Origin of the sequence: uncultured Thomasclavelia sp. (genome assembly GCF_944324745.1) — a bacterium.
Classification (GTDB): Bacteria; Bacillota_I; Bacilli_A; order Erysipelotrichales; family Coprobacillaceae; genus Thomasclavelia.
The window spans coordinates 1-22,724 of record NZ_CALUXO010000002.1 but is presented as its reverse complement, the minus strand read 5'-3'; the positions used below and the strand labels follow the sequence as shown (position 1 = coordinate 22,724).

At 30.2% G+C, this 22,724-nt stretch carries 23 protein-coding genes; 20 read left to right on the top strand and 3 right to left on the bottom strand.

Going from position 1 to position 22,724, the window contains the following annotated elements; genetic code table 11:
* Positions 1 to 39 precede the first annotated feature (39 nt).
* A complete protein-coding gene (locus Q0K54_RS00120; protein ID WP_294577627.1) occupies positions 40 to 450 on the bottom strand; it encodes a hypothetical protein in 411 nt (136 codons plus the stop codon).
* Between the two features lie 88 nt (positions 451 to 538).
* On the opposite strand from Q0K54_RS00120, the gene Q0K54_RS00115 reads away from it, so the two are divergent.
* The 7 genes from Q0K54_RS00115 (at position 539) to Q0K54_RS00085 (ending at position 7,529) form a co-directional block, all read left to right on the top strand.
* Positions 539 to 1,018 (top strand): DNA-deoxyinosine glycosylase, encoded by a 480-nt coding sequence (locus Q0K54_RS00115; RefSeq protein WP_294577624.1) that lies wholly within the window; start codon positions 539 to 541, stop codon positions 1,016 to 1,018.
* A 48-nt stretch (positions 1,019 to 1,066) separates the two neighbouring features.
* Positions 1,067 to 2,401, top strand: coding sequence for an MATE family efflux transporter (locus Q0K54_RS00110; protein WP_294577621.1), 1,335 nt, complete (start codon positions 1,067 to 1,069; stop codon positions 2,399 to 2,401).
* The gene (locus Q0K54_RS00105; protein ID WP_294577619.1) at positions 2,401 to 3,891 is read left to right on the top strand and encodes a carboxypeptidase M32; all 1,491 of its coding nucleotides are present in this window, start codon (positions 2,401 to 2,403) and stop codon (positions 3,889 to 3,891) included. Before Q0K54_RS00110 ends, Q0K54_RS00105 begins: the two co-directional genes overlap by 1 nt.
* Before the next feature lie 383 nt (positions 3,892 to 4,274).
* Positions 4,275 to 4,562, top strand: a complete 288-nt coding sequence (locus Q0K54_RS00100) for a PqqD family protein (protein WP_294577616.1) — start codon at positions 4,275 to 4,277, stop codon at positions 4,560 to 4,562.
* A gap of 79 nt (positions 4,563 to 4,641) precedes the next feature.
* The gene (locus Q0K54_RS00095; RefSeq protein WP_294577614.1) at positions 4,642 to 5,745 is read left to right on the top strand and encodes a radical SAM protein; all 1,104 of its coding nucleotides are present in this window, start codon (positions 4,642 to 4,644) and stop codon (positions 5,743 to 5,745) included.
* 19 nt (positions 5,746 to 5,764) lie between these two features.
* Entirely contained in the window at positions 5,765 to 6,856 is a 1,092-nt protein-coding gene (locus tag Q0K54_RS00090; protein WP_294577611.1) for a radical SAM protein, read from the top strand.
* 136 nt (positions 6,857 to 6,992) lie between these two features.
* Positions 6,993 to 7,529 carry a class I SAM-dependent methyltransferase gene (locus Q0K54_RS00085; RefSeq protein WP_294577608.1) on the top strand — a complete coding sequence of 179 codons (537 nt, stop codon included), beginning with the start codon at positions 6,993 to 6,995 and terminating at the stop codon, positions 7,527 to 7,529.
* 61 nt (positions 7,530 to 7,590) lie between these two features.
* Here the strand turns inward: Q0K54_RS00085 and Q0K54_RS00080 are convergent, their stop codons facing one another.
* Positions 7,591 to 7,902 (bottom strand): hypothetical protein, encoded by a 312-nt coding sequence (locus tag Q0K54_RS00080; RefSeq protein WP_294577605.1) that lies wholly within the window; start codon positions 7,900 to 7,902, stop codon positions 7,591 to 7,593.
* A gap of 119 nt (positions 7,903 to 8,021) precedes the next feature.
* The gene (locus Q0K54_RS00075) at positions 8,022 to 8,903 is read right to left on the bottom strand and encodes a glycosyltransferase (RefSeq protein ID WP_294577602.1); all 882 of its coding nucleotides are present in this window, start codon (positions 8,901 to 8,903) and stop codon (positions 8,022 to 8,024) included.
* A gap of 222 nt (positions 8,904 to 9,125) precedes the next feature.
* Here Q0K54_RS00075 and Q0K54_RS00070 point away from each other — a divergent pair, with 222 nt between their 5' ends.
* The 13 genes from Q0K54_RS00070 to Q0K54_RS00020 form a co-directional block, all read left to right on the top strand.
* Complete coding sequence (locus Q0K54_RS00070) at positions 9,126 to 9,398, top strand: HPr family phosphocarrier protein (protein WP_294577595.1); 273 nt, start codon at positions 9,126 to 9,128, stop codon at positions 9,396 to 9,398.
* Between the two features lie 94 nt (positions 9,399 to 9,492).
* Positions 9,493 to 10,470, top strand: coding sequence for a phospho-N-acetylmuramoyl-pentapeptide-transferase (gene mraY / locus Q0K54_RS00065; RefSeq protein ID WP_294577592.1), 978 nt, complete (start codon positions 9,493 to 9,495; stop codon positions 10,468 to 10,470).
* A gap of 1 nt (position 10,471) precedes the next feature.
* Positions 10,472 to 11,818 (top strand): UDP-N-acetylmuramoyl-L-alanine--D-glutamate ligase, encoded by a 1,347-nt coding sequence (murD, locus tag Q0K54_RS00060; RefSeq protein ID WP_294577589.1) that lies wholly within the window; start codon positions 10,472 to 10,474, stop codon positions 11,816 to 11,818.
* Between the two features lie 113 nt (positions 11,819 to 11,931).
* Complete coding sequence (locus tag Q0K54_RS00055; protein ID WP_294577586.1) at positions 11,932 to 12,723, top strand: MurR/RpiR family transcriptional regulator; 792 nt, start codon at positions 11,932 to 11,934, stop codon at positions 12,721 to 12,723.
* 97 nt (positions 12,724 to 12,820) lie between these two features.
* Complete coding sequence (locus tag Q0K54_RS00050; protein WP_294577583.1) at positions 12,821 to 15,649, top strand: PHB depolymerase family esterase; 2,829 nt, start codon at positions 12,821 to 12,823, stop codon at positions 15,647 to 15,649.
* 117 nt (positions 15,650 to 15,766) lie between these two features.
* Entirely contained in the window at positions 15,767 to 16,759 is a 993-nt protein-coding gene (ftsW, locus tag Q0K54_RS00045) for a putative lipid II flippase FtsW (RefSeq protein WP_294577581.1), read from the top strand.
* Between the two features lie 225 nt (positions 16,760 to 16,984).
* The gene (locus tag Q0K54_RS00040) at positions 16,985 to 18,580 is read left to right on the top strand and encodes an AAA family ATPase (RefSeq protein WP_294577578.1); all 1,596 of its coding nucleotides are present in this window, start codon (positions 16,985 to 16,987) and stop codon (positions 18,578 to 18,580) included.
* Positions 18,581 to 18,871, top strand: a complete 291-nt coding sequence (locus tag Q0K54_RS13740; protein WP_374011436.1) for an ATP-binding protein — start codon at positions 18,581 to 18,583, stop codon at positions 18,869 to 18,871. It abuts the gene before it with no gap.
* On the top strand, positions 18,858 to 19,058 hold the full coding sequence (locus tag Q0K54_RS13735) for a winged helix-turn-helix domain-containing protein (RefSeq protein WP_374011435.1): 201 nt from the start codon (positions 18,858 to 18,860) through the stop codon (positions 19,056 to 19,058). The genes Q0K54_RS13740 and Q0K54_RS13735 overlap by 14 nt, the downstream gene beginning before the upstream one ends.
* Before the next feature lie 115 nt (positions 19,059 to 19,173).
* The gene (locus tag Q0K54_RS00035) at positions 19,174 to 20,184 is read left to right on the top strand and encodes a metallophosphoesterase (RefSeq protein WP_294577575.1); all 1,011 of its coding nucleotides are present in this window, start codon (positions 19,174 to 19,176) and stop codon (positions 20,182 to 20,184) included.
* Between the two features lie 191 nt (positions 20,185 to 20,375).
* The gene (locus Q0K54_RS00030; protein ID WP_294577572.1) at positions 20,376 to 21,497 is read left to right on the top strand and encodes a site-specific integrase; all 1,122 of its coding nucleotides are present in this window, start codon (positions 20,376 to 20,378) and stop codon (positions 21,495 to 21,497) included.
* Positions 21,498 to 21,971: 474 nt separating this feature from the next.
* Positions 21,972 to 22,487 (top strand): hypothetical protein, encoded by a 516-nt coding sequence (locus tag Q0K54_RS00025; protein WP_294577569.1) that lies wholly within the window; start codon positions 21,972 to 21,974, stop codon positions 22,485 to 22,487.
* Between the two features lie 41 nt (positions 22,488 to 22,528).
* A partial coding sequence (locus tag Q0K54_RS00020) for a sugar transferase (protein WP_294577566.1) occupies positions 22,529 to 22,724 on the top strand: 196 nt, incomplete at its 3' end.

Below are 22,724 nucleotides of genomic sequence, written 5' to 3'. Positions count from 1 at the left end.
GTCTGATTTTATCTCCCCAAAATCAGACCTTTTAAGTTTTTATAATAAATATAATTGTTCTTGATAAAGCAGCTGTTTGCCATCTTCATATTGACCTATTAATACATGTTTACCATTTACATAGTCATCTTTAAAATTAAACTTTTGTTTTCGCTCTAGATCATAACCACTTAAACTGGCGCCGACAGTATTTATTGGTAATCCTTTAGGACGTGTTATTTTTTCTAATACTTTTAAAACGTTTAAAAAATCATCAGCGGGATTATCAATATCATGCCACTTTTTTAAATCGATTAGTAAACATAATTGCTCATCAATGATTAATAATTCATTAGGATCTAACTGATAGATCGATTTACATGAATGGAAAGCATCAAGAATATTTTGTTTTGATTTGGTTTTAAAGATTATCCGAGTGTTTTCGATATTATTTAGATAAAATTCTTTCATATTTTGCTTGTATCCTTTCATTGTTTGATAATAATTTATATAATAATTATATCACTTATAATATGGAAGGAAAGAAGGTTAGATAATAATGCGTGAATATCATCTAATTGAACCAGTATATGATCAAAATTCTAAGATTTTGATTTTAGGATCTTTTCCATCAGTAAAATCCCGGGAAGCGATGTTTTTTTATCATCATCCCCAAAATCGTTTCTGGAAAGTTTTAGCTGCAGTCTTTCAAGATGATTTGCCAACAGAAATTGCAGAAAAGAAAGCATTTTTAATTAAGCATCAGATTGCTTTATGGGATGTTATTGCCAGTTGCGAGATTGTCGGTTCTAGTGATAGCAGTATTAGTGATGTAGAAGTTAATGATTTATCATTGATTATTGATAATAGTCAAATAAAGCAGATTTATACTAATGGTGCTTTAGCTGATAAGTTATATCATCGCTATTTTGATAGAATAATTGATTTACCAGTAACCAAGTTACCATCAACTTCACCGGCCAATGCTGCTTATTCGTTAGAGCGGCTATTAGAGTTTTGGCAGGTGATCAGACAGTAAAGATTTGACTTTATTTTTAGAAATGACTATGATAGGAAAGGTGATTTTATGACAGAAGGGAAAATTGCAACTGTTTTATTAAAGTTTTCAATTCCGATGATTTTAGGAAATTTATTACAACAGTTATACAATGTTGCCGACACATTTATCGTTGGACATTATATTGGAACCGATGCACTAGCAGCAGTTGGATCTTCGTTTACATTAATGACTTTTTTAACATCAATAATATTAGGACTATGTATGGGTAGTGGGGTATTATTTTCAATGCTTTATGGCGCTAGACAGGAAGATAAGATGAAAGAATCATTTTTCGTTTCATTTGTAGCCATAGCTATTTTTTCAATTGTATTACAATTAGGTTGTATGCTGCTAATTGATTGGATCTTAAAATTTATGAATACTCCAATCGATATATATCAGGCAACTTATGATTATTTGTTTATTATTTTTTGTGGAATCTTTTTTACCTTTTTATATAATTATTTTTCATCATTATTGCGATCAATTGGTAATTCAAGAACTCCATTATATTTTTTGGCTTTAGCAGCATTGATCAATGTTGTTTTAGATATTTTCTTTATTACTCAATGTGATCTAGGGGTTGCTGGAGCGGCATTAGCGACAATTATTGCCCAGGCTTTTAGTGGGATAGGAATAATGATTTATAGTTTTCTAAGTCAAAAGGAGCTAATACCCTCACGGCGTCATCTAGTATTTGATCGCTTGATTTTTAAAAAGATCAAAGATTATTCATTGTTGACCTGTTTGCAACAATCAGTGATGAATTTTGGAATTTTGATGATTCAAGGGCTAGTTAACAGCTTTGGAATTGTCACTATGGCTGCCTTTGTTGCAGCAGTAAAAATAGATTCCTTTGCTTATATGCCAGTGCAGGATTTTGGTAATGCTTTTTCAACTTATATTGCTCAAAATAAAGGGGCAAATTTAGATCGGCGCATTAAAGATGGGCTTAAAATCGCAATTTTAATGTCAACGGTTTTTTGTTTGATAATATCGTTTATTGTTTTTGTTTTTGCCGATAAATTGATGCTGATCTTTATTGAACCATCACAAATAGAAATCATTAATCAAGGGGCACAATATTTAAGAGTTGAAGGGGCATGTTATATTGGAATTGGCTGTTTATTTTTATTATATGGCTATTATCGTGGCATTGGAAAGCCTGGAATTTCGGTAGTTTTAACTGTTATTTCTTTAGGAACCAGAGTCGTATTGGCGTATAGTTTAGCTGGATATTTAGGACCATTGATCATTTGGTGGGCAATACCAATTGGCTGGTTTTTAGCTGATATTACTGGTATAATATTTGGTATTAAAAAAGAAAAATGGTTAGAAAAAAATATGGAGGAGGGAATGTAATGAAGTATGAGGATTTGCAACCATACATTGATAAACGTCAGGCTTTAAACCAAGCTTTAACTTTATTTTCATGGGATCAGGAAACCGAAGCACCAATTGCTTCAGTGGAGCTTACAGCTAAGTCAGTGGGGATATTATCAAAAGAATTATTTGAATTGATCAATGATCCTAAAGTTAAAGAGATTTTAGAAGATTTATTAGTTCAACCGTTACCATTAAGACAAAAAAGCGTAGTTGAAAATTGGCTGAAGGATATTAGAAAACTAGAGAAAATACCGGCTGATAAATATCAGGCGTATCAAGAAAGATTGATGATTGCTCAAAGAGTCTGGCAAAAAGCAAAAGCTGACAACGATTATCAGTTATTTATGCCTTATCTACAAGAAATCGTGGCTACTAAAAAAGAATTTGCCACTTATCGCTACCAAGATGAAGCTTGTTTATATGATGTGTTATTAGATGATTATGAACCGGGTTTTACGGTTGCTAAACTGGATGAGTTTTTTGCTAAACTGAAACAAGAAATAGTGCCATTATTAAAGAAAATTCAAACAGCTGATATTACGATTGATAAAAGTTATAATTATTTAGAATATGATTTAAAGAAACAACGGGAATTTAATCATTGGATTGCTGGATATGTGGGATTTGATTTTACTAAAGGATTAATTAAAGAAAGTGAACATCCATTTACTACCGAATTTCATAATCATGATGTTAGAATTACTACTCATTATTACTTACATAATCTAGAAAGTGCTCTGTTTTCAACGATTCATGAATGTGGACACGCTATCTATGAAATGAATATTGATAATTCCATTACCATGACGCCAATTGGTACGGGAGCCTCAATGGGAATGCATGAATCACAATCCCGTTTTTATGAAAATATTATTGGTCGTAGTCTTGATTTCTGGAAACCAATTTATCCTCGACTAAAGACAATTTTTGAAAAAAACTTAGAGGATGTTTCGTTAAATCAGTTTATTATGGGAATTAATAAAGTCGAACCAAGTTTGATTAGAACCGAAGCCGATGAATTGACTTATCCTTTGCATATTATGATTCGTTATGAAATAGAAAAGAAATTATTTAGTGAAGAGGTAGATTTTGCTACATTACCGCAACTTTGGAATCAATTATATCAGGAATATTTAGGAATTACACCAAATAATGATAGTGAAGGAATTTTACAAGATATTCATTGGGCCGGTGGGGATTTTGGCTATTTTCCAAGTTATGCAGTAGGTTCGGCTATCAGCAGTCAAATTTATAGTCATATGGTCAATAATACGGCTATTACTGATTGGATCGAATCAGGTGATTTTCAGGTTTTGAAGAAGTACCTTCAAGAATATATTCATCAATATGGGGCTATTTTTGATACTGATGAAATCTTGATGCGACTAATGGATGAAAAGTTTAATCCTGATTATTATATTAGATATTTAATTGATAAGTATACTAAGCTCTATGATTTGAAATAGAGCTTTTTATCTGTAAATAACATAATTTAACACAATGTGTTATTGAGAAATAATTTTCGCATACTTTTATTTTAAAATTCACTTAAATTTATACTTATAATTTTTAAAAATTTAAATTTTTCAACATGTGATAAAATCAAAGAATAAATTTTTTTAATAATAAAATAATCACAAAATATCATTTAATTTAATCACAAAATAATCTTAATAATAACAATTTATCTTGATTTAATGGGTATTTTTGTTCATTTGACCCCTAAAAATCATTCATATATAATCATTTTCGTAAGATAAAAATATATTTTTGTCAGGAAAATATCAGTGATTTTGTATGAAAAGAGGAGGGAGTTTATAAAAAGATGTTGATCTTTTTATAAGAATATATGGAAGAAAAGAAATATCAAATTAAATCAGGTTTTTTACTTCGGGAAGTAGCCGATGAATATGTCATTATTCCAATTGAGGCTCAAGGACCAATAGCTAATGCTGTTATGGCTCCAAATGATACGGCAGTGTTTCTTTGGAAAGCTTTTGAAAGTCCTAAGACAATTAATGATGTTGTTAAAATGGCATTAGAACAGTATGAAGCAACTGAAGAAGTAATTAGAAATTCTGTGATTCGTTTTGTGGCCGATTCATTAAAATATAATATCATGGAAGAAATTGAGTAGGGTAACTTTTAATGAAAATTGAATCTAATTACGGTTAGTTAAGGACTGACCGTATTTATTTATATGGGGGTAAAGAAAGATGAAATTTACATATGAGAAGTTTTTAATTGGAAAAGGAAATCAAAAACATGTACCGTTAAATGCCAGTTTAGAATTATTACCATTATGTAACATGAATTGTGATATGTGTTATGTTCACTTAACCAAAAAAGAAATGGAAGCTCAAGGGCGGTTGCTTACTGGTGATGAATGGCTGGAAATTGGAAGAAAAATGCAACAGGCGGGAACTTTATTTGTGATTTTAACTGGTGGCGAACCACTGTTATATCCGGAATTTAAAAAAGTTTATCTGGGATTAAAAAAACTGGGGATGATAATTACCATTAATACTAATGGAACATTGATTGATGAACAGTGGGCTGATTTTTTTGCAACACATTTACCGCGAAGAATTAATATAACTTTATATGGTGGCAATGAACAAACATATCAAAAGCTATGTCATTATCCTGGTGGTTTTCAAAAAGCTATCAGAGCTATTAAGTTATTAAGACAAAGAAATGTAGATGTTAAAATGAATGGCAGTTTAGTTAAAGCAAATCAAGATGATCTTGAAGAAATTATTAATCAGGCTGAAGAATTGAAAGTACCATTAAACATTGATACTTACATGTACCCAGCTACCAGAGAACGACATCGACCATATAATCAACAGGCACGGTTAAATCCCCAAGAAGCTGCTCGAGCTAAACAGATTTTTAATCAGTCACAAATGAGCGGAGATGAATATTATAATTTAGCAAAACAGGTAATGGAGCTTTATAAGCAAACACCTGCAGGAGATGAAGTACCTGGTAAAATGAAGTGTCAAGCCGGTAAAACTTCATTTACTGTTAATTGGCAAGGATATATGCGGCCTTGTGTAATGTTGACAAAACCGGCAATTTCCTTATTGGAAACAGATTTAAAGATGGCTTGGGAGACTTTACAAACGGGGATAGGTGTCATTGAGTTAAGCAGTAAATGCCAAGCATGTAAAATGCGTGATGTTTGTGATACATGCGGGGCCTGTGCTTTATTAGAAACTGGTGATTTTCAGGAAGTTCCTGAGTATATGTGTGAATATACCAAAGAAACATTAAGAATATATCAAGAATATATCAAGCAACATGAAACAGATTAATGGTTTAAGGAGAAGATATATGGAATATTTTGAAACAGTGGAAAAAATGTTAATAAATCAAGGAGCTAAAAATACTAAACCAGTTAGTGCTACTTTAGAGCTTACACCATTGTGCAATATGAATTGTGATATGTGTTATATTCATATTAATAAAGCTGAAATGCTTAAACAGGGAGCGTTATTAGAGTTTGCCAAGTGGCAGGAAATCATTAAGCAAATGGCTGTTGCAGGGGTTTTATTTATTACCATTACTGGTGGTGAACCTTTATTACATCCTGATTTTAAAGAAATTTATTTGGAATTAAAGAAAATGGGGATGATCGTTACTGTTAATACGAATGGAACTTTAATCGATGAAACATGGGCGGATTTTTTTGAACAACATCCTCCTAGAAGAATCAATATTACCGTTTATGGCAGCAGCGAAACTACATATGAAAAATTATGTCATTTTAAAGGTTACCAAAAAACAGTAGCTGCAATTAAATTATTGTTAGCAAGAAAGATCAAAGTTAAAATGAATGGTAGTGTTACTAAAGCCAATCTTGATGATTTCGATGCTATCTATCAATTAGCTAATGATTTAAAGATTCCAATTCATATGGATACTAATATGTTACCGGGATTAAAAGATCAATTTAAACCATTTGACCAGCAAGCACGATTAAATCCGCAAGACGCTGCTAGAGTTCATTTAAAAGTCTTACAAAATGAAATGGAAAGTGATCAATTTGATAGCTATGTTAAACAAATGATCCAAACAGTTGAAACTAAAACAACCCACTCGCGCCAAATTACCTGCCAGGCGGCTTGTAGTTCCTTTGCGATTAACTGGCAAGGATGTATGCGGCCTTGTGTTAGTTTATCAAATCCATCAATTCCAGTTTTAAAAGAAGGTTTGGAGCAAAGCTGGAATCAACTGGTGGCTTTAAGTAAAGAACTTTTAGTTAATGAAAAATGCAGCAGCTGTAAGCTTAGACCAATATGTAATACCTGCGTAGCTACAGCTAAGTGGGAAACTGGAGCGTATGCTGATATTCCCGAATATAATTGTATCTACGCTAAGGAAATGTATCGATTATTAAAAGAAATTGTTAATGAAAATAAGTAAAAAGGTTGTTACATAATAGTTGTAACAACTTTTATGTTTTTATGAGTCGATGATGTCAAATTTAGCCATTTATTTAAAAAATAGTGATTACCTGTTATAATGTTTTTACAAGAATACAAATGATGAGGTGAAGGTAATGGAATCGATGATTGATTTTATTCATAATCGAATAGAAAAGAAACATTATGATGTTGCCGTTGATTTTACTATGGGTAATGGTCATGATACGTTGTTTTTAAGTAATTTAGCTGATAAAGTGTATAGTTTTGATATTCAACAGCAAGCCCTTGATAAAACTAGTGAACTTTTAGGAAATAAAGAAAATGTTACGTTAATTTTGGATAGTCATGAACATGTAGATAAATATGTGGAACAAATTGATGTAGGTGTATTTAATTTAGGTTATTTACCAAATGGTGATCATAGTATTACCACTAAGGCTGACAGCAGTTTAATTGCGATAAAAAAAGGGATCGAGTTATTAAAACCGGATGGTATTTTATATTTAGTGGTTTATGTTGGCCATGAAGAGGGAAAAAGGGAAAGCAAGGTTATTGATGAATATGTTTCTAATTTGGATTTTAGATTGTTTAATGTTGGACAGTTTAAAATGATCAATAAGGAGCTGGCTCCTTATGTCTTGATGATTGAAAAAAGGAAATTACCAGGTTAATAAAAAAACAGAAATTTATAATTGATTAAATTTCTGTTTTTTAATATTAATTGACAATATTTTATTTATTTTCTTCGATCGTATTTTCTGTTTCAATTGTTGGCTGTTTTTGCTTTTTAATATAACTGATGATATATCCTAAAGCAAAAATAACAACAGCATATCCTAAATATTCCAGAGTGTTGTTCATATAGTAAATGATACAATCAAACCAGTCAGCTGATAGTGAAATTGATCCAGCAACATGTAAAGACCAGATATAGCTAGTTACATTATAGAAACTTAATAAAAATGCTAGAAGCATCCCCGCTGCTATAATATAAAGAATAATTACTAGAGCACTAGTTTTTCCTTTATTATTTTTTAATTTCATTTTATTTATTCCTCCCGTGTTGCTAACTATAAGTAAAAAATATGTGAAGATTGTGTGAATAGTTAATAAATATGAATTATTTATTAACTAAAAATGAAAAATACTTCATATATCAAGCATTATTTATTATTTTGATAACGTTTAGCATACTTGTTTTGAATATATAATTTATCTTGAGCTACTCTTGAACGGTAATTTTGATAATTTTTATTAAATTGATTATGACCGTGAAAGATAATAGTATTGGGATTTACCGTTGAAACAATATTTCCCGCAGCGCGGATGAAAAACTCTTTATGATCCATCATTCTAATATTATCATCCCAGCCCAGTTCTTTTAGTTTATTAGTTCTTACAATAAATGAGTTAGGCGATTTTCCAACAACGATATGATTTTGATCAATCATAGTTAGATGGGGAATTATCAGTTTTTTAGGAGCTCGGGACATCGATTCACTAAAATAGAATTGTAATGATTTTTTAGGTAATTGGCACTTAGGTGTAGACATGATACCAAAACCAACTAAATCGACTTCACGGTGCTGATTTAAAAAAGCTAATTCATCTTCAATTCTAGTTAACGGGGTCAAAAGTTCATCATCATCTAATCTAACAGTATAGGCAGTAGTAACTTTTTCTAATGCTCGATTTAATCCATAGCTTAGACCACTATTAAAGGGTAATTGAATTATTTCTAAATTGTCACCTTTGATTTTAAGGGGTTTGTGACTGTCATCGGCAATAATAACTTTTGCTCCAGGATAATATGAAGCAATGTTTTTATATAAGCGTTTGGCTAGTTTTTGTCTTTCAAAAGATTTGTAAATAAAAGTAACATTATTTGCTACATTATTAATTGCTTCTTGATCAGGTTTTCGATAACCTTTAATATACCATTGACTCGAAAAGGATAAATATTCGATTTTAATTAAGATATTGTAGGCTAAATAGAACAGGGGTTCTAGCTTGCTGTGAGATAGTTTTTTAATTATATTTTTCATTGTGACCTCTCCATAATTATGATAGAGAAATTCTATCATAATCGCCATTTGATAACAATAAAATGCTTGATAAATCACATTAGATGTAATTAATGTAGTGAATTATAAATATCGTGGTGTTTTTGGTGAAAATTTTAATATTATTTTAATAAAAAGAGATTCATTATTGATGAAATCAATCAATAAAAATGGTATAATAAAGGCAACAAGGAGGTATGCAATATGGTAAAAAGAATTAGCGTTACCGTAACTGATCCAGTTGGTTTATATGCTACTCCAGCAACCGAATTAGTTGATACTATGAAAGTGTTTAAAAGTGATATTAAACTAGTCTACGCTTCAAAAACTGTCAACATGAAATCATTAATGGGTGTTTTATCTTTAGGGATTCCAACTAAGGCAGATATTGATATTATTGCTGATGGAGAAGATGCTGATGCCGCTATTGACCATGCGGTAAAAAAGATGAAAGAATTAGGTATTATTGACCAATAATGATGGATGAAAGGGACTTTTGTCCCTTTTATTTTGCCTATTTATCAAGAATATGATATAGTAAATACGAATTTGAAAAAAAGGGGTCAGATACATGGAAAATTTTCTTAAGTTAGTATTTGCTTTTGTGATTGGGTTTATCTTGGTGGTTATAGCCATGCCAAAAGTAATACCATTTTTACATAAGATGAAATTTGGACAGGTAGAAAGGGAAGAAGGGTTAGCTTCTCATAAAAAGAAAAATGGAACACCAACAATGGGAGGAATTGTTTTTGTTTTAGCAGCAATTGTTGCAGCGGTAATTGTCAATATCGGAGGTTTATTTAATCCGGAATTAATCTTAACGACCATTGTTTTAGTAGGTTATAGTGCTATTGGATTTGTTGATGATGCATTGATAATTATCAAACATAGTAATAAAGGGTTACCACCTTTAGCTAAATTGTTAGCGCAAATTGCTTTGGCAATTATTTGTTATTTCTTTGCAATGAACTTTATTCCTGATTTTACATCAGTAGTAACGATACCAGTTATCAAAGCAGAAATTGATTTTGGTATTTTATACCCAGCTTTAATTTTAATAATGTTTGCCGGAGCTAGTAATGGAGTCAATTTATCAGATGGACTTGATGGTTTAGCTACTGGTCTTTCAATGGTTGCGATTGCACCATTTATTATCTTTGCAACAATGACTAAAGATTATGCTCTAGCAAGCTATGCTACTGCTATGGTTGGAGCATTGTTAGGATTTATGATGTTTAACTATCATCCAGCTAAGATTTTTATGGGTGATGTTGGTTCCCTTGGTTTAGGTGGTTTTATTGCAATTTTGGCAATTTTGACTAAACAAGAATTATTGTTGATTTTAGTTGGTGGTGTTTTCTTGATGGAAACATTATCAGTAATCATTCAAGTTGTTTCATTTAAAACCAGAGGAAAAAGAGTCTTTAAAATGGCACCAATTCATCATCATTTTGAAATGTTAGGTTGGTCAGAACAGCAAGTTACTATTTCATTTTGGTTTATTGGTTTCATTTGTGGAATTTTATCGATTGTAATTGGAGTGTTATAACATGTTAACAGGTAAAAAAGTATTAGTAATTGGATTAGCTCGTAGTGGTAAAGCAGCAATTAGATTATTACATCATTTAAATGCTACTATCACGGTAAATGAAGCTAAGGATGCTAAAGATATTCCTGAATATCAACAATATATCGATATGGGAATTGAAATGGTTACTGGCAGTCATCCTGATGAATTGTTTGAACGTGATTTTGATTTTGTTATCAAAAATCCTGGAATTAATTATCATAAACCATTTATCCTGAGATTGAAAGAGCGTAAAATTCCTGTTTATACGGAAATTGAATTAGCTTTTCAGGTTGCAAAAAAACAACATTATATTGCGATAACGGGTACTAATGGTAAAACAACAACGGTAACTTTAATTGAAAAGATTTTAAAAGGACAGTATCCTAAAGTGCATTTAGCGGGAAATGTTGGTTATCCTTTATGTGATATTGTCATGGATAATAACTTATTGGAAGAAGAAAATCATTATGTAGTAATTGAAATGAGTAATTTCCAATTATTAGATATTGATACTTTCAAACCACATCTTTCAACGATCATCAATTTAACGCCAGATCATTTAGATTATATGGCTTCATTAGATGAATATTATGCTTCTAAAACCAATATTTATAAAAATACTGATCAAGAGGATTTTTATGTTGTTAACCTTGATGATAAAACCGTATTAGAATATCTTGAGCGTTATCCAGTACCATGTAAGCAAGTAACTATGTCGTTGACTAAAGAAGCTGATTGTATGATCAAAGATCAAGCTATTTATTTTAAAGATGAAAAGATCATCGACTTAGATGAAATTAAGATCGTAGGAAATCATAATGTTCAAAATATCATGGTAGCAATCTGTATGGCTAAGTTATCTAATGTGGCTACTGAGGTTGTTGAACGAGAAATTGCTTCGTTTATGGGAGTAGAACATCGAATTGAATTTGTCAGAGAAATTAATGGTGTTAAAGTATACAATGATTCTAAAGCAACGAATACTGATGCTAGTATTATTGCTTTAAAGGCTTTTGATAAACCAGTTATTTTATTAATGGGTGGTTTTGAAAAAGGGTTGGATTTAACGGAAATGGCAACATATGGTAATCATATTAAACGTTTAGTTGCTTTTGGAGCAGCTGGTAAAAGATTTAAAGATGAAATGCATGTTGCTAACAGTGTACTAGTTAAAGATCTAGAAGCAGCAACGATTGAAGCCTTAGATCAAGCAGAGCCTGGAGATATAGTATTACTTTCACCATCAACTAGTAGTTTTGATGAATTTACTAGTTATGAACAACGTGGGAAAGTATTTAAGGAAATTGTAAATAATTATAAAAAGTAATGAGTCGTCTAAATGATGACTCATTTTTTTAGTTGATAACAGCGATTGTTTTAATGATTTAAAGGTGTTATATTAGTAAATAAATATAATTTTTGATAAATGGAGGTAGAAAAATGAGAGATGAGCCTAATAAAAATATGATAGCTGTTTATGATTTGCTGTATCTAATCAATAAATCTCGAAGTGAAAGTAATGATGTTATGATTGCAAAGAAGATATTAGAAAATCGGTATGATTTAAATAAATATTCGTTGGATAAATTGAGTGAAAAAACTTATTTTTCGCAAGCTTCTTTATCTCGTTTTATTAAAAAAATGGGATATAAGAATTATAGTGAGTTTAAAAATAGTATTATGCTTTCTAATTATGTGATTGAAAAAAATAATGAAATTCAAAATAATCTAGGATATGAAGATGTTTTGATGGATGTCACTAATAGTATTGCTCAGTGTCTTAGCTATATTAATGATTTGGATCAAAGACATATTGAAAGAGTGATTGAAAAATTAAAAACTTCGCAAACTATTATTTTTATGGGATCGGAGTTATCGATGGCTATTACTCATTTGTTGCAGATGGCTTTGATATCTTTAGGGAAGGAAGCATATGTGATTTTTGATTATCATTTTCAAAATGAATTATTACAAAAGATAGATGATGATAGCTTGATTGTTGTAATTTCTTTGGAGCAAAGAGCTTATAAGCAGATTAGAGATAATTTATTTCAAAACAATAATTCTAATGTTTATAAAATGTTATGGACGATAGATACTAATCATGAAGATATTGAACGGTTTGATGATTTTATTATTTTTGGTGGTATTGTTAAGAAAAATATGGGCTATTGGCAGTTAATGTATTTTATTTTATTGATGTATAAGTTACTATTGAATGAGTCTAAATAGTGCTTTCATTCATTTTCTGAATGATTGAATTTTTTTTAGAAATATATCATGTTTTTTTAATGTTATAATTGAAAACGGTTACAGAAAGGAGAAACAGATGAAGAAAACATTAAAAAGACTGATTATTTTTTTATTTACTGGAATATTATTGTTTTCAAGTTTAGCAGTATATAATCCAGTAAATGCAATAGAAAGTGATGATGTTCAAAATCTTGAGCAACAAGTTAGTGTTGAAGATATTAATGAACAGATATCATTATTGCCAGATAGTATGTATAATGTAGATGATGTAAGTAATACATATTTTCAGGCATTAAATATTAAAGAGGAATATGAGGGATTATCTGATGAAGAGAAAAATAATGTCCAAAATTATCAAAAAGTGGAAAATTTGATCAATGGAAATGATAGCTCTTTAGATTTAGATAATATCTTATATGAAGATGGTAGTTATTTAAATGGTAAAACAATTGGTTATTTAGGATCATCAATTACATATGGTTTCCAAAGTGGTGGGGTATCATTTGTCGATTATATTCAAAAAATTAGTGGTAGTACCTCAATCAAGCAAGCTATTACTGGTGGTCCTTTAGCAAAAAAAGAAGGTGCTCGTGAAGAGGTAAGTTATATTACCCAATTATTAGAAGGCGCAATTACACCAGATACTAAATTAGATGCTTTAGTAGTACAATTATCTACTAATGATGCTTCTTTAGGAATTGAATTTGGTAGTTTATCTGATTCTTATGATCTTGATGATTTTGATTATTCTACAATTTATGGAGCAATGGAATATATTATTGCTTATGCTAAACAAGTTTGGGATTGTCCAGTAATTTTTTATACTAATCCATATCTTAGCGATGAGGCAATCAGCCATTTTGTTGCAGTAAATGGTGGCAGTGAACAAGAAATTAAAGAAGTTTATCAAACTGTTTATCAAGAAATGGTCGATGCGCTCTATGATGTTCAAAGTAAATGGGATATTGGAATCATCGATATGTGGAATGAATCATCTTTTGTTGATGTTCTATTAAGAGAATACTATATGGTTGATCCAATTCATCCATCTAAAGCGGGATATTTATTTTGGTATACCCCATTTATTCAAGCTCAATTAGAGACGATGTTACAGGAAAATGATGATATTTATGCAATAGATTTGAACAAAACTAGTGATACTACATATCAATATAATGCTGCTGATTTTGGTTATACAACTGATTATTCTTCAGTAGTAACTCCAGTTTATTATGTTTATCCAGGAAATGTTACAGAAAAAGAAGCTGAAAAGATGCTTGATGAAATGAATATTATCAATAATCTACAAGAATGGGCAGCTTCAGTGACCGTAGTAACACCAATGAATGGAGAAAACTATACTCAAGAAGATAGTGATGCTTTTATTGAATTAATTGGCCCAGGAACTTCAAACATTAAAGTTATTGGAATTGATGATGGAGCTACTTTTGTCAATAACTATTTATCTCAAAGATGTTATGCTATTGCTGGTATTATGACATATAATGGTTCGATGGAAGCAGGATTGGACTATAACGTTTGCTTACCAGCTTACTTAAGTAATCCTAGTACAGTTGCCAAAGAATATTATATTCAAGCAAATGATGCTACTGAAGTTCAAACAAATGTTTATCAAAGTCAAAATGACCCATTACAAAAAGTTGTTATTGGTGAAAACGAATCTCTAGCTGCAGCTTTTGAAAATGCCTGGGAAACTGTTTTTTCAAAGAATTATCGTCAACATAATGAAAAAACAGAATTCTATACGGCTGACCCAATTAACTATACTGATCCTTATCCATTGATTGGTATTGCTGATTATGACGAATTAAATATTCAATATAATTCAATCTATAATACGCCATTAAATGGAGCAGGTAGTTATACTTGGTTTGAATATATTCCTAGAGAAACTTTAGATGAACCAAATGGTTCAGTACCATTAGTTATTTCTTTACACGGTAATGGTAATGATGCCAGACTGCAAGGGGAAACTACTGGTTGGGTAGAGTTAGCTAGTCAAGAAAAATTCATGGTTATGGCTCCAGAATGGCAAGGTATTGTATATGATTCATCTACCCATGAACCTGGTCCTAATTTCTTTAATTGCGATGGACTTGAAGGAGATAAACTAATTGAATGGATTGATATGTTAAAGGTTAAATATCCACAAATCGATTCTTCAAGAATCTACATTACTGGTTTATCAGCTGGTGGCAGTGCATCACAGCTATATGGAATTAAATATAATGATGTCTTTGCTGCTGTTGGTGCTGTTTCAGCTCCAGCTGTAGATAAAGATGAAATAGTAAGTTTAGCCCAAAATTATGATGGACCTGATGTACCATTGATCTATATGTGTGGTGATCATGATTTCTTTGGAATGATTCCAGTTGACTTATCAAGTCAAAATAGCTTCCAGGTCGGTGATGGTCTATATATTCAAGATGTTGATCCAGCGTGTGAAATTTTTCCTGTGATTCAAGCTTACCAGAAAGTAAATGGAACAACTGTCAGTGAAAATTATGATATGTCTTTAAATCCATATTATGGAATTGCATTAGATAATCAACAATGGTTCAAACTAGGAACTAAGGATGCTTTAGAAGGAACTATATCTAATGAAAATGGTGTGATCATGAAATTTACTGCGATTAAAGATCAAGCTCATTGGAATTATAAGCCTGAAGCTCAATATATGTGGGATTTCTTTAAAAATTATACTCGCGATAATCAAACAGGAGAAACGACAATAGTAAATCCATCTGATGAATCAACTGTATCTACTGAAACAGCAGTGGCTACTGGAGATGAAGAAAATATTAATATTTATCAAGTAGGACTAGTAATTTCATTAGCTAGTATTGTAGTAATTTTAAAGAAAAGACAAGATATCTTAAACTAATTGTTTAAATATTGCCTAAGGATAATAATTATTCTTAGGCTTTTATATTTTCTATAAACCACCAAAACTCTTTTCATTTAAACAATTATTGTTCATATAATGGTAGTGGTGGTATAAATGAAACGTAATCGAGTAGTTATTATTGTGATAACGATTGTTTTAATTGGTTTGGCGATGGTTTATAGTGCTTCAAATATTTGGGCTGGTTATAAATATAATGATTCATTATATTATATTAAACGTCAGGTAATATTTGCTATTATTGGAATCGTTTTGATGCTGGTAGTTTCTAGAATTGATTATCATATTTATCAAAAATATGCCAATAAATTATTGATAGGCACTTTTTTATTGATGATTTTAGTTTTAATACCAGGAATTGGTTCGGTTCGTGGTGGTTCAAGGTCCTGGTTTAATTTAGGGGTTATTTCTTTGCAGCCATCTGAATTATTTAAGATAGCGATGATTATATATAGTGCTAATTATATCAGTAATCACTATCATCAGTTAAAGAAGATCAAAGCTAGTTGGAAGTTATTGATTATTTTGTTTTTAGGTTTTGGTTTAATTATGATGCAGCCGGATTTTGGTAGTGGTGTAGTAATGGTTTGTTCAATTATTGTAATGATTATTGTTAGCCCATTTCCCTTTAAATATTTTGTAATGCTAGGAATCGTTGGAGTCATTGGAATTGTCTTGATGATTATTTCGGCTCCATATCGTCTTCAAAGAATTGTGGCTTTTTTAAATCCTTTTGCTGATCCATTAGGTAGTGGTTTTCAAATCATTCAGTCTTTATATGCGATTGCTCCTGGAGGCATTTTAGGAGTTGGTTATAATAATAGTATTCAAAAGCATTTTTATTTACCAGAACCACAAACCGATTTTATTTTTGCAATTTTTTTAGAAGAGTTTGGTTTAATTGGGGGAATTATATTAGTAGGTTTATATGGATATTTGTTTATTACAGTTTTTAATCAGGCTATGAAAGTTAAGGATTTGTTTGGAAGTTTTTTAATGATTGGGATTATTTCAATGATTGGAATTCAGACTTTAATTAATCTGGGAGTTGTTGTGGGATTGTTCCCCGTTACAGGAGTTACGTGGTAATTACGAGAATAATATCCATAAACCTTAAATCATTTAAAACATTGATAGGATGGAAAAAGTGCTCTAAAGTGTTAATCGTAGATGGATTGCTAGAGTAACTAAATTTGGCTTTTACATATTTAAGGTGCAATTTAACTTTGTACTTTAGAACTAGAAATTTGAATTTAAAAGCAAGTGATTAACATAAAATAAAATGATACAATATTAAAGAGGCAGGTGATAAGTATGGGAATCTATTTAAACCCAACAAATCAAAATTTTTATGAAGCTGTTAATAAGGAAATATATGTTGATAAATCATTGCTTATCAATAAGATTGAGTATTTAAGAAATAAAGTTAATAAATATATTTGCGTATTAAGGCCAAGACGCTTTGGAAAAAGTACAGATGCCAATATGCTTGTTGCCTATTATTCAAAAGGTTGTGATTCCCGTGAAATCTTTGATTCATTAAAAATCAGTCAAACTGATATTTATTTAAACCATCTTAACAAACATCATGTCGTTAATATCAATATGCAAAGTTTTTTAAGCAATACCCATAATATTGATAAGATGATACAGTTATTGACGGTAAGAATCTTAAATGAGTTAAAACAAGAGTATTCAGTTACTTTTTTTGATGAAACAAATTTATCGTTATCTTTGGAAGATATTTATGCTGCTACAGAAAATCAATTTATCTTCATAATAGATGAGTGGGATTGTATATTCAGAGAATACGCTCAAGATAAAGAATCCCAAAAAGTATATCTTGATTTTTTAAGAAACCTGTTGAAAGATAAGCCTTATGTAGAACTGGCTTATATGACAGGCATATTGCCAATCAAAAAATACGGAACCCATAGTGCTTTAAATATGTTTAAGGAAATATCCATGTTGAATGCAACACCTTTAGAATCATTTATGGGCTTTACTGAACAGGAAGTTCAAGATTTATGCTTAAAATATGATATGGATTATCATGAAATGCAGCAGTGGTATGACGGTTATCAGATGTCAAAGGATATATCTGTCTATAATCATCGTTCTGTTGTCTATGCCATTTTGGATAGAAAATATGAAAACTACTGGACATCAACGGCGACCGAAGGAAGTACTGGAAGTAAAACCTATGAAGCTTTGCAAGTATATATAGATATGAATTTTGATGGTTTGAAGGATAATATCGTTCAACTATTATCGCAAGAAAATGTACCTGTCCAAACAACATCATTTCAAAATGATATGACAACGTTCAAATCAAAAGATGATGTGTTGACACTTCTTATACATCTAGGATATTTAGGATATAACAGTTCTAATCACACATGTTATACTCCTAATAAGGAAGTTGTTGATTCATTTATTAATTCTATTAGAAGCTCTGACTGGCAGGAAACTACAAAAGCATTACTAAATAGTCGTGATCTGCTAGAAGCAACATGGAGAAAAGATGAAAAAGCAGTAGCTAGATATATCGAAGAAGCGCATTTGGATACATCAATACTTACTTATAACAATGAAAATGCACTGTCATATACATTATCGATAGCTTATATTTATGCAAGAAATCATTATACGATGATAAGAGAGATGCCAAGTGGTGAAGGATTTGCAGATATCGTTTTGATTCCATATCGAGATAAACCAGCCATGATTATTGAGTTAAAATGGAATCAGGAAGCTAAAACAGCAATTGAGCAGATCAAAGAAAAGAAATATCCAAAAGGATTGGAAAAATATATAGATAACTTATTATTGGTTGCAATTAGCTATGATAAGAAAACTAAAAAGCACACATGTATTATAGAAGAAGCAGGGAAGGAACACTCAAAATAAGTGATCCTTTTTTGGGTTATTCTTTTGTGGAACGTTTATAAAGATAAGTTATATATTGGAAATGTTGGTAAATTACCAGATAACTGGACGGAAGAAACTCTTTATAAAAAACATAGTTCAAAGCCTTATAATCCTAATATTGCACATGTATTTTATTTAGCAGGACACATTGAATCATGGGGGAGAGGTATTGAGAAGATAATTAATTCTTGCAAGGAAAATAATCTTCCGTTACCAATTTATCATATTAATCCAACTGATATTATGGTCCAATTTAATGTACCCAGATAGATTAATAATAAACAATTTTGCAGAGGTTACAGAGAAGGTTAGAGAGAAGGTTAGAGAGAAAGAGTTGGAAGTTTTAAAATTATTAATGGAGGATCCGGGATACACTACTAGCGTATTAGCGAGAAAAATAGGTGTAAGTAGAAAAACAGTATCGAATAGAATACGGTCTTTAAAGCAAAAAATATAATTATAAAAATTGGATCGGATACTAAAGGATATTGGAAAATTATTAAGTAGTATTAACTTTATATTAAAATCAAATTATAATAAGATACAGATAAAATTATACAGGGGGAAGCGAAATGACTAAAACTAAGCAATCGAGAGTTTTTATTACTGGGGATACCCATTGTCCTTATGATATTCATAAATTAAATTCTAAGTGTTTTCCCGTTGGAAAAACACTTAATAAAAATGATATTGTGATTATTTGTGGTGATGCGGGATTTGTCTTTGGTGGTGATAAACAGGATAAATGGTGGATCAACTGGATCAGCAAGAAACCATGGACAACTGTATATGTTGATGGGAATCATGAAAACCATCCACTATTAAATTCATATCCTGAAGTTGATTTTTATGGGGCTAAAGCTAATAAAATCACGGATTCTCTTTATCATATTAAACGTGGTGAAATTATGGAAATCAATGATGAAAAGTATTTTTGTTTTGGTGGTGCTTTTTCTCATGATATTGAGTATCGAATTGAAAATGTTAGCTGGTGGCAAGATGAATTGCCTGTTCAAGAAGAAGTTGATAATGCCATCGATAACCTTCAAAAATATCATAACCAGGTTGATTATATCATTAGTCATGATGTACCAACTAGTATCAATATGCGACTTGGATATAATACTCCAAGAATGAGTTATTATACTCCAGGTAAATATATTCATTTGTGTAATTTTTTACAAAATATTTTAGAAACAGTAAGTTTTAAGGCTTGGTTTGCAGGTCATTATCATCGAGATGAATTAATTGGTGATGTTTTAATTTTATATCAGGATATTGTAGAAATAAATAAGCAATTAAATCCTAAAACTAATGAATGGAGTTATTATGAAAAACTTGATGATGGAATTAATGAAATTAGATCCAGGAGATATACTAAAGAGGAATTAATTGAATTATTTAGGCAAGATGATTTGTATATGACTTATAGTAAGATTGATACTTTTGATCATTTTTCTAGTGGTGAAAATATTACTCCAGCGATTGCTTTTTTTGATGTTGAAACGACTGATGAGGAACTAGAGGCTTTATCTAATTTATATAATCAATATCTAATAAAAAAAGCTACTCGTGAGGATTAATGATAAGTGGTGTTAAAGATTGTTTTATCTTTAACACTATTTTTGTAAATTTAAACTTTTTGATAACAAATACGTTATTATTTTGTTATTTTTAATTTTTTTAGGCTTATATATGTATTATTCTGCTCAATTTTATTATCATTAAAGCGTGCAAGAAAAGCACGATTGATAGCATGAAAGGAGTGGATAATATGCCTAGAAGAGGTGAAAGCATCTATCATCGTAAAGATGGACGGTGGGAAGCAAGATATGTTAAAGGAATCACCTTTGACAATAAGAAACTTTATGGAAGTGTATATGGTAAATCTTATAAGGAAGTTAAGGAAAAGCGAAGGACTATCTGCATGCAATTGGAAAATAATAGCTATATTATTTGTAAAGAAACCACAGGGTTTTATGCTAGGCAGTGGTTAAAAGTAAATAGAATTCGTTTTAAACCAGCAACTTATGAAAAATATTTAAATATTGTTAATAATTATATTTTGCCATCTTTTGATTGTTTTAAAATAAAAGATCTGACAACTACACATATCAATATTTTTTCTAATCAGTTACTAAAACAGGGTAAAAGTGGAAAACCACTGTCTCCAAAAACAGTTAAAGATATTTTATTGATCTTAAAGGCAATAATTTCTTTTATCGAAAGTGAATACAACATTAATGTTAATATTAAAATAGTTTATCCCACAAATCCTAAACAAGAAGCTAATATTTTAAATGAACAGGACTTTTTAGCTTTAAATCGAGTGTTGATAAATGAGATGGATTTATGCAAGTTTGGAGTTTTGGTAGCTATGGCTACAGGCATTAGAATTGGAGAAGTTTGTTCATTGAAGTGGGAAAATATTGATCTTGATAATCGGTATATGATTATTGAAAAGACGATGCAAAGGATTAAAAACTTTGATAATGATGGGCCAAAAACCAGGGTAATTGAAGTATCGCCAAAAAGTGATAATTCTAAACGAATGATTCCAATACCTCATAATTTAATACCGATATTTAAAAGATTTAAAGCTAATGATAATTGTTATATTTTAAGTGGTGATTGTAAAAAAATAGTAGAACCACGACAAATGGATCGTAAGTTTAAAAGTTATGTTCAAGAAGCTGGAATTGAAAGAGCTAACTTTCATATGTTACGTCATACATTTGCAACATTATGTATTGAAAATGGTTTTGAAGTAAAGTCACTTAGTGAAATTTTAGGACATAGTAGTTCTAAAATTACGCTTGATCGTTATGTTCATTCTTCTTTTAATACTAAACAAAAGTATCTTGATCGGTTTTCAAATAAGTTTATTGGTATTTAATTATGATAAAAATATTATTTTTATTATTATTTATTTGTGAATTATTAGTTATTTTTATCTAAATTTATTGAAAAATTTGTATAATTTTTTAATTTATGAAAAATACAAAAACAAGCAAATTTTGAGTTTAAAAATTGTGAAAAAGCTAAAAAATGTCCTAGAATATACTATTCTATGGCAACACTTTGGCCATATACATCATATTTTTGACGTTAATTGATAAACTTAAATCACAGAAAGATTTAAAATTATAAAATAATTCGTTGAAAAATACTATCATTTACTCTATAATGTGGAAGAAGTAAAAAATAGTCTTAGAATAGTATATTCTAGGACAGCTTCTAGACAATATTTTTGATGAAGTAATCACTGACTTAGCGCATGTTATGGATTTGAAATGGTCATAAAAAACGGTGGTGGAACTATATAGTTTAGATAGTTCCACTGGGATTGTGCTGTCTTTAGGAGGTAGCTATGGAAAATGGATTTGTTATACAAATCGATTATCAAAATGAAAGTAAAATATTAGATATCTTAAATTCAGATCTTTTTAGTGATTGTCTAAAAAGGTCTTTTATTTTGAAAAGAAAACAGTTAAAGAATTTTGGCCAAGGTTGGCAAATGCATGTTGTTGATGTAATTAGAGGTTTTATATTTATTGATGTAATTGATTTGGATTTATTTAAACGGAAGTTAAGTAAATGCAAAGAAATCTTTGAGTTAAATAATCATCAAAAGATTCGATTATTTAAATTAAAAAAGCATGATCTAGGTTTTTTAAATAAGTTTAATGCAGCAGTTGTAATTGAAAACTCTACCGGTGATATTGAAAACGGGAAGATTGTTGTAAAAGAAGGACCATTAATGGGAAATGAAGAAATGATTAGAAAGGTTGATCGTCATAAGAGATTAGCCTTTTTTAAATACAAATTTTCTTTCAATGATTATGACATATGCTTTGGATTAGAAATCAAAAATAAAAGTGTTTAGTTTTATTTTTATAAAGAGTAGTTTTTGAGGGGAATATTATGATTTATAAAGTGTATGTTAAAAGAATTATTGACTTTATTTTATCACTTTGTGGTTTGATAATATTAAGTCCAGTATTTCTAATTTTATGTATCTGGATAAAATTAGATAGTAAAGGACCAATATTATTTAAACAAAAACGAGTGGGTAAACATAAAACATATTTTAATATCTATAAATTTAGAACGATGTATATTG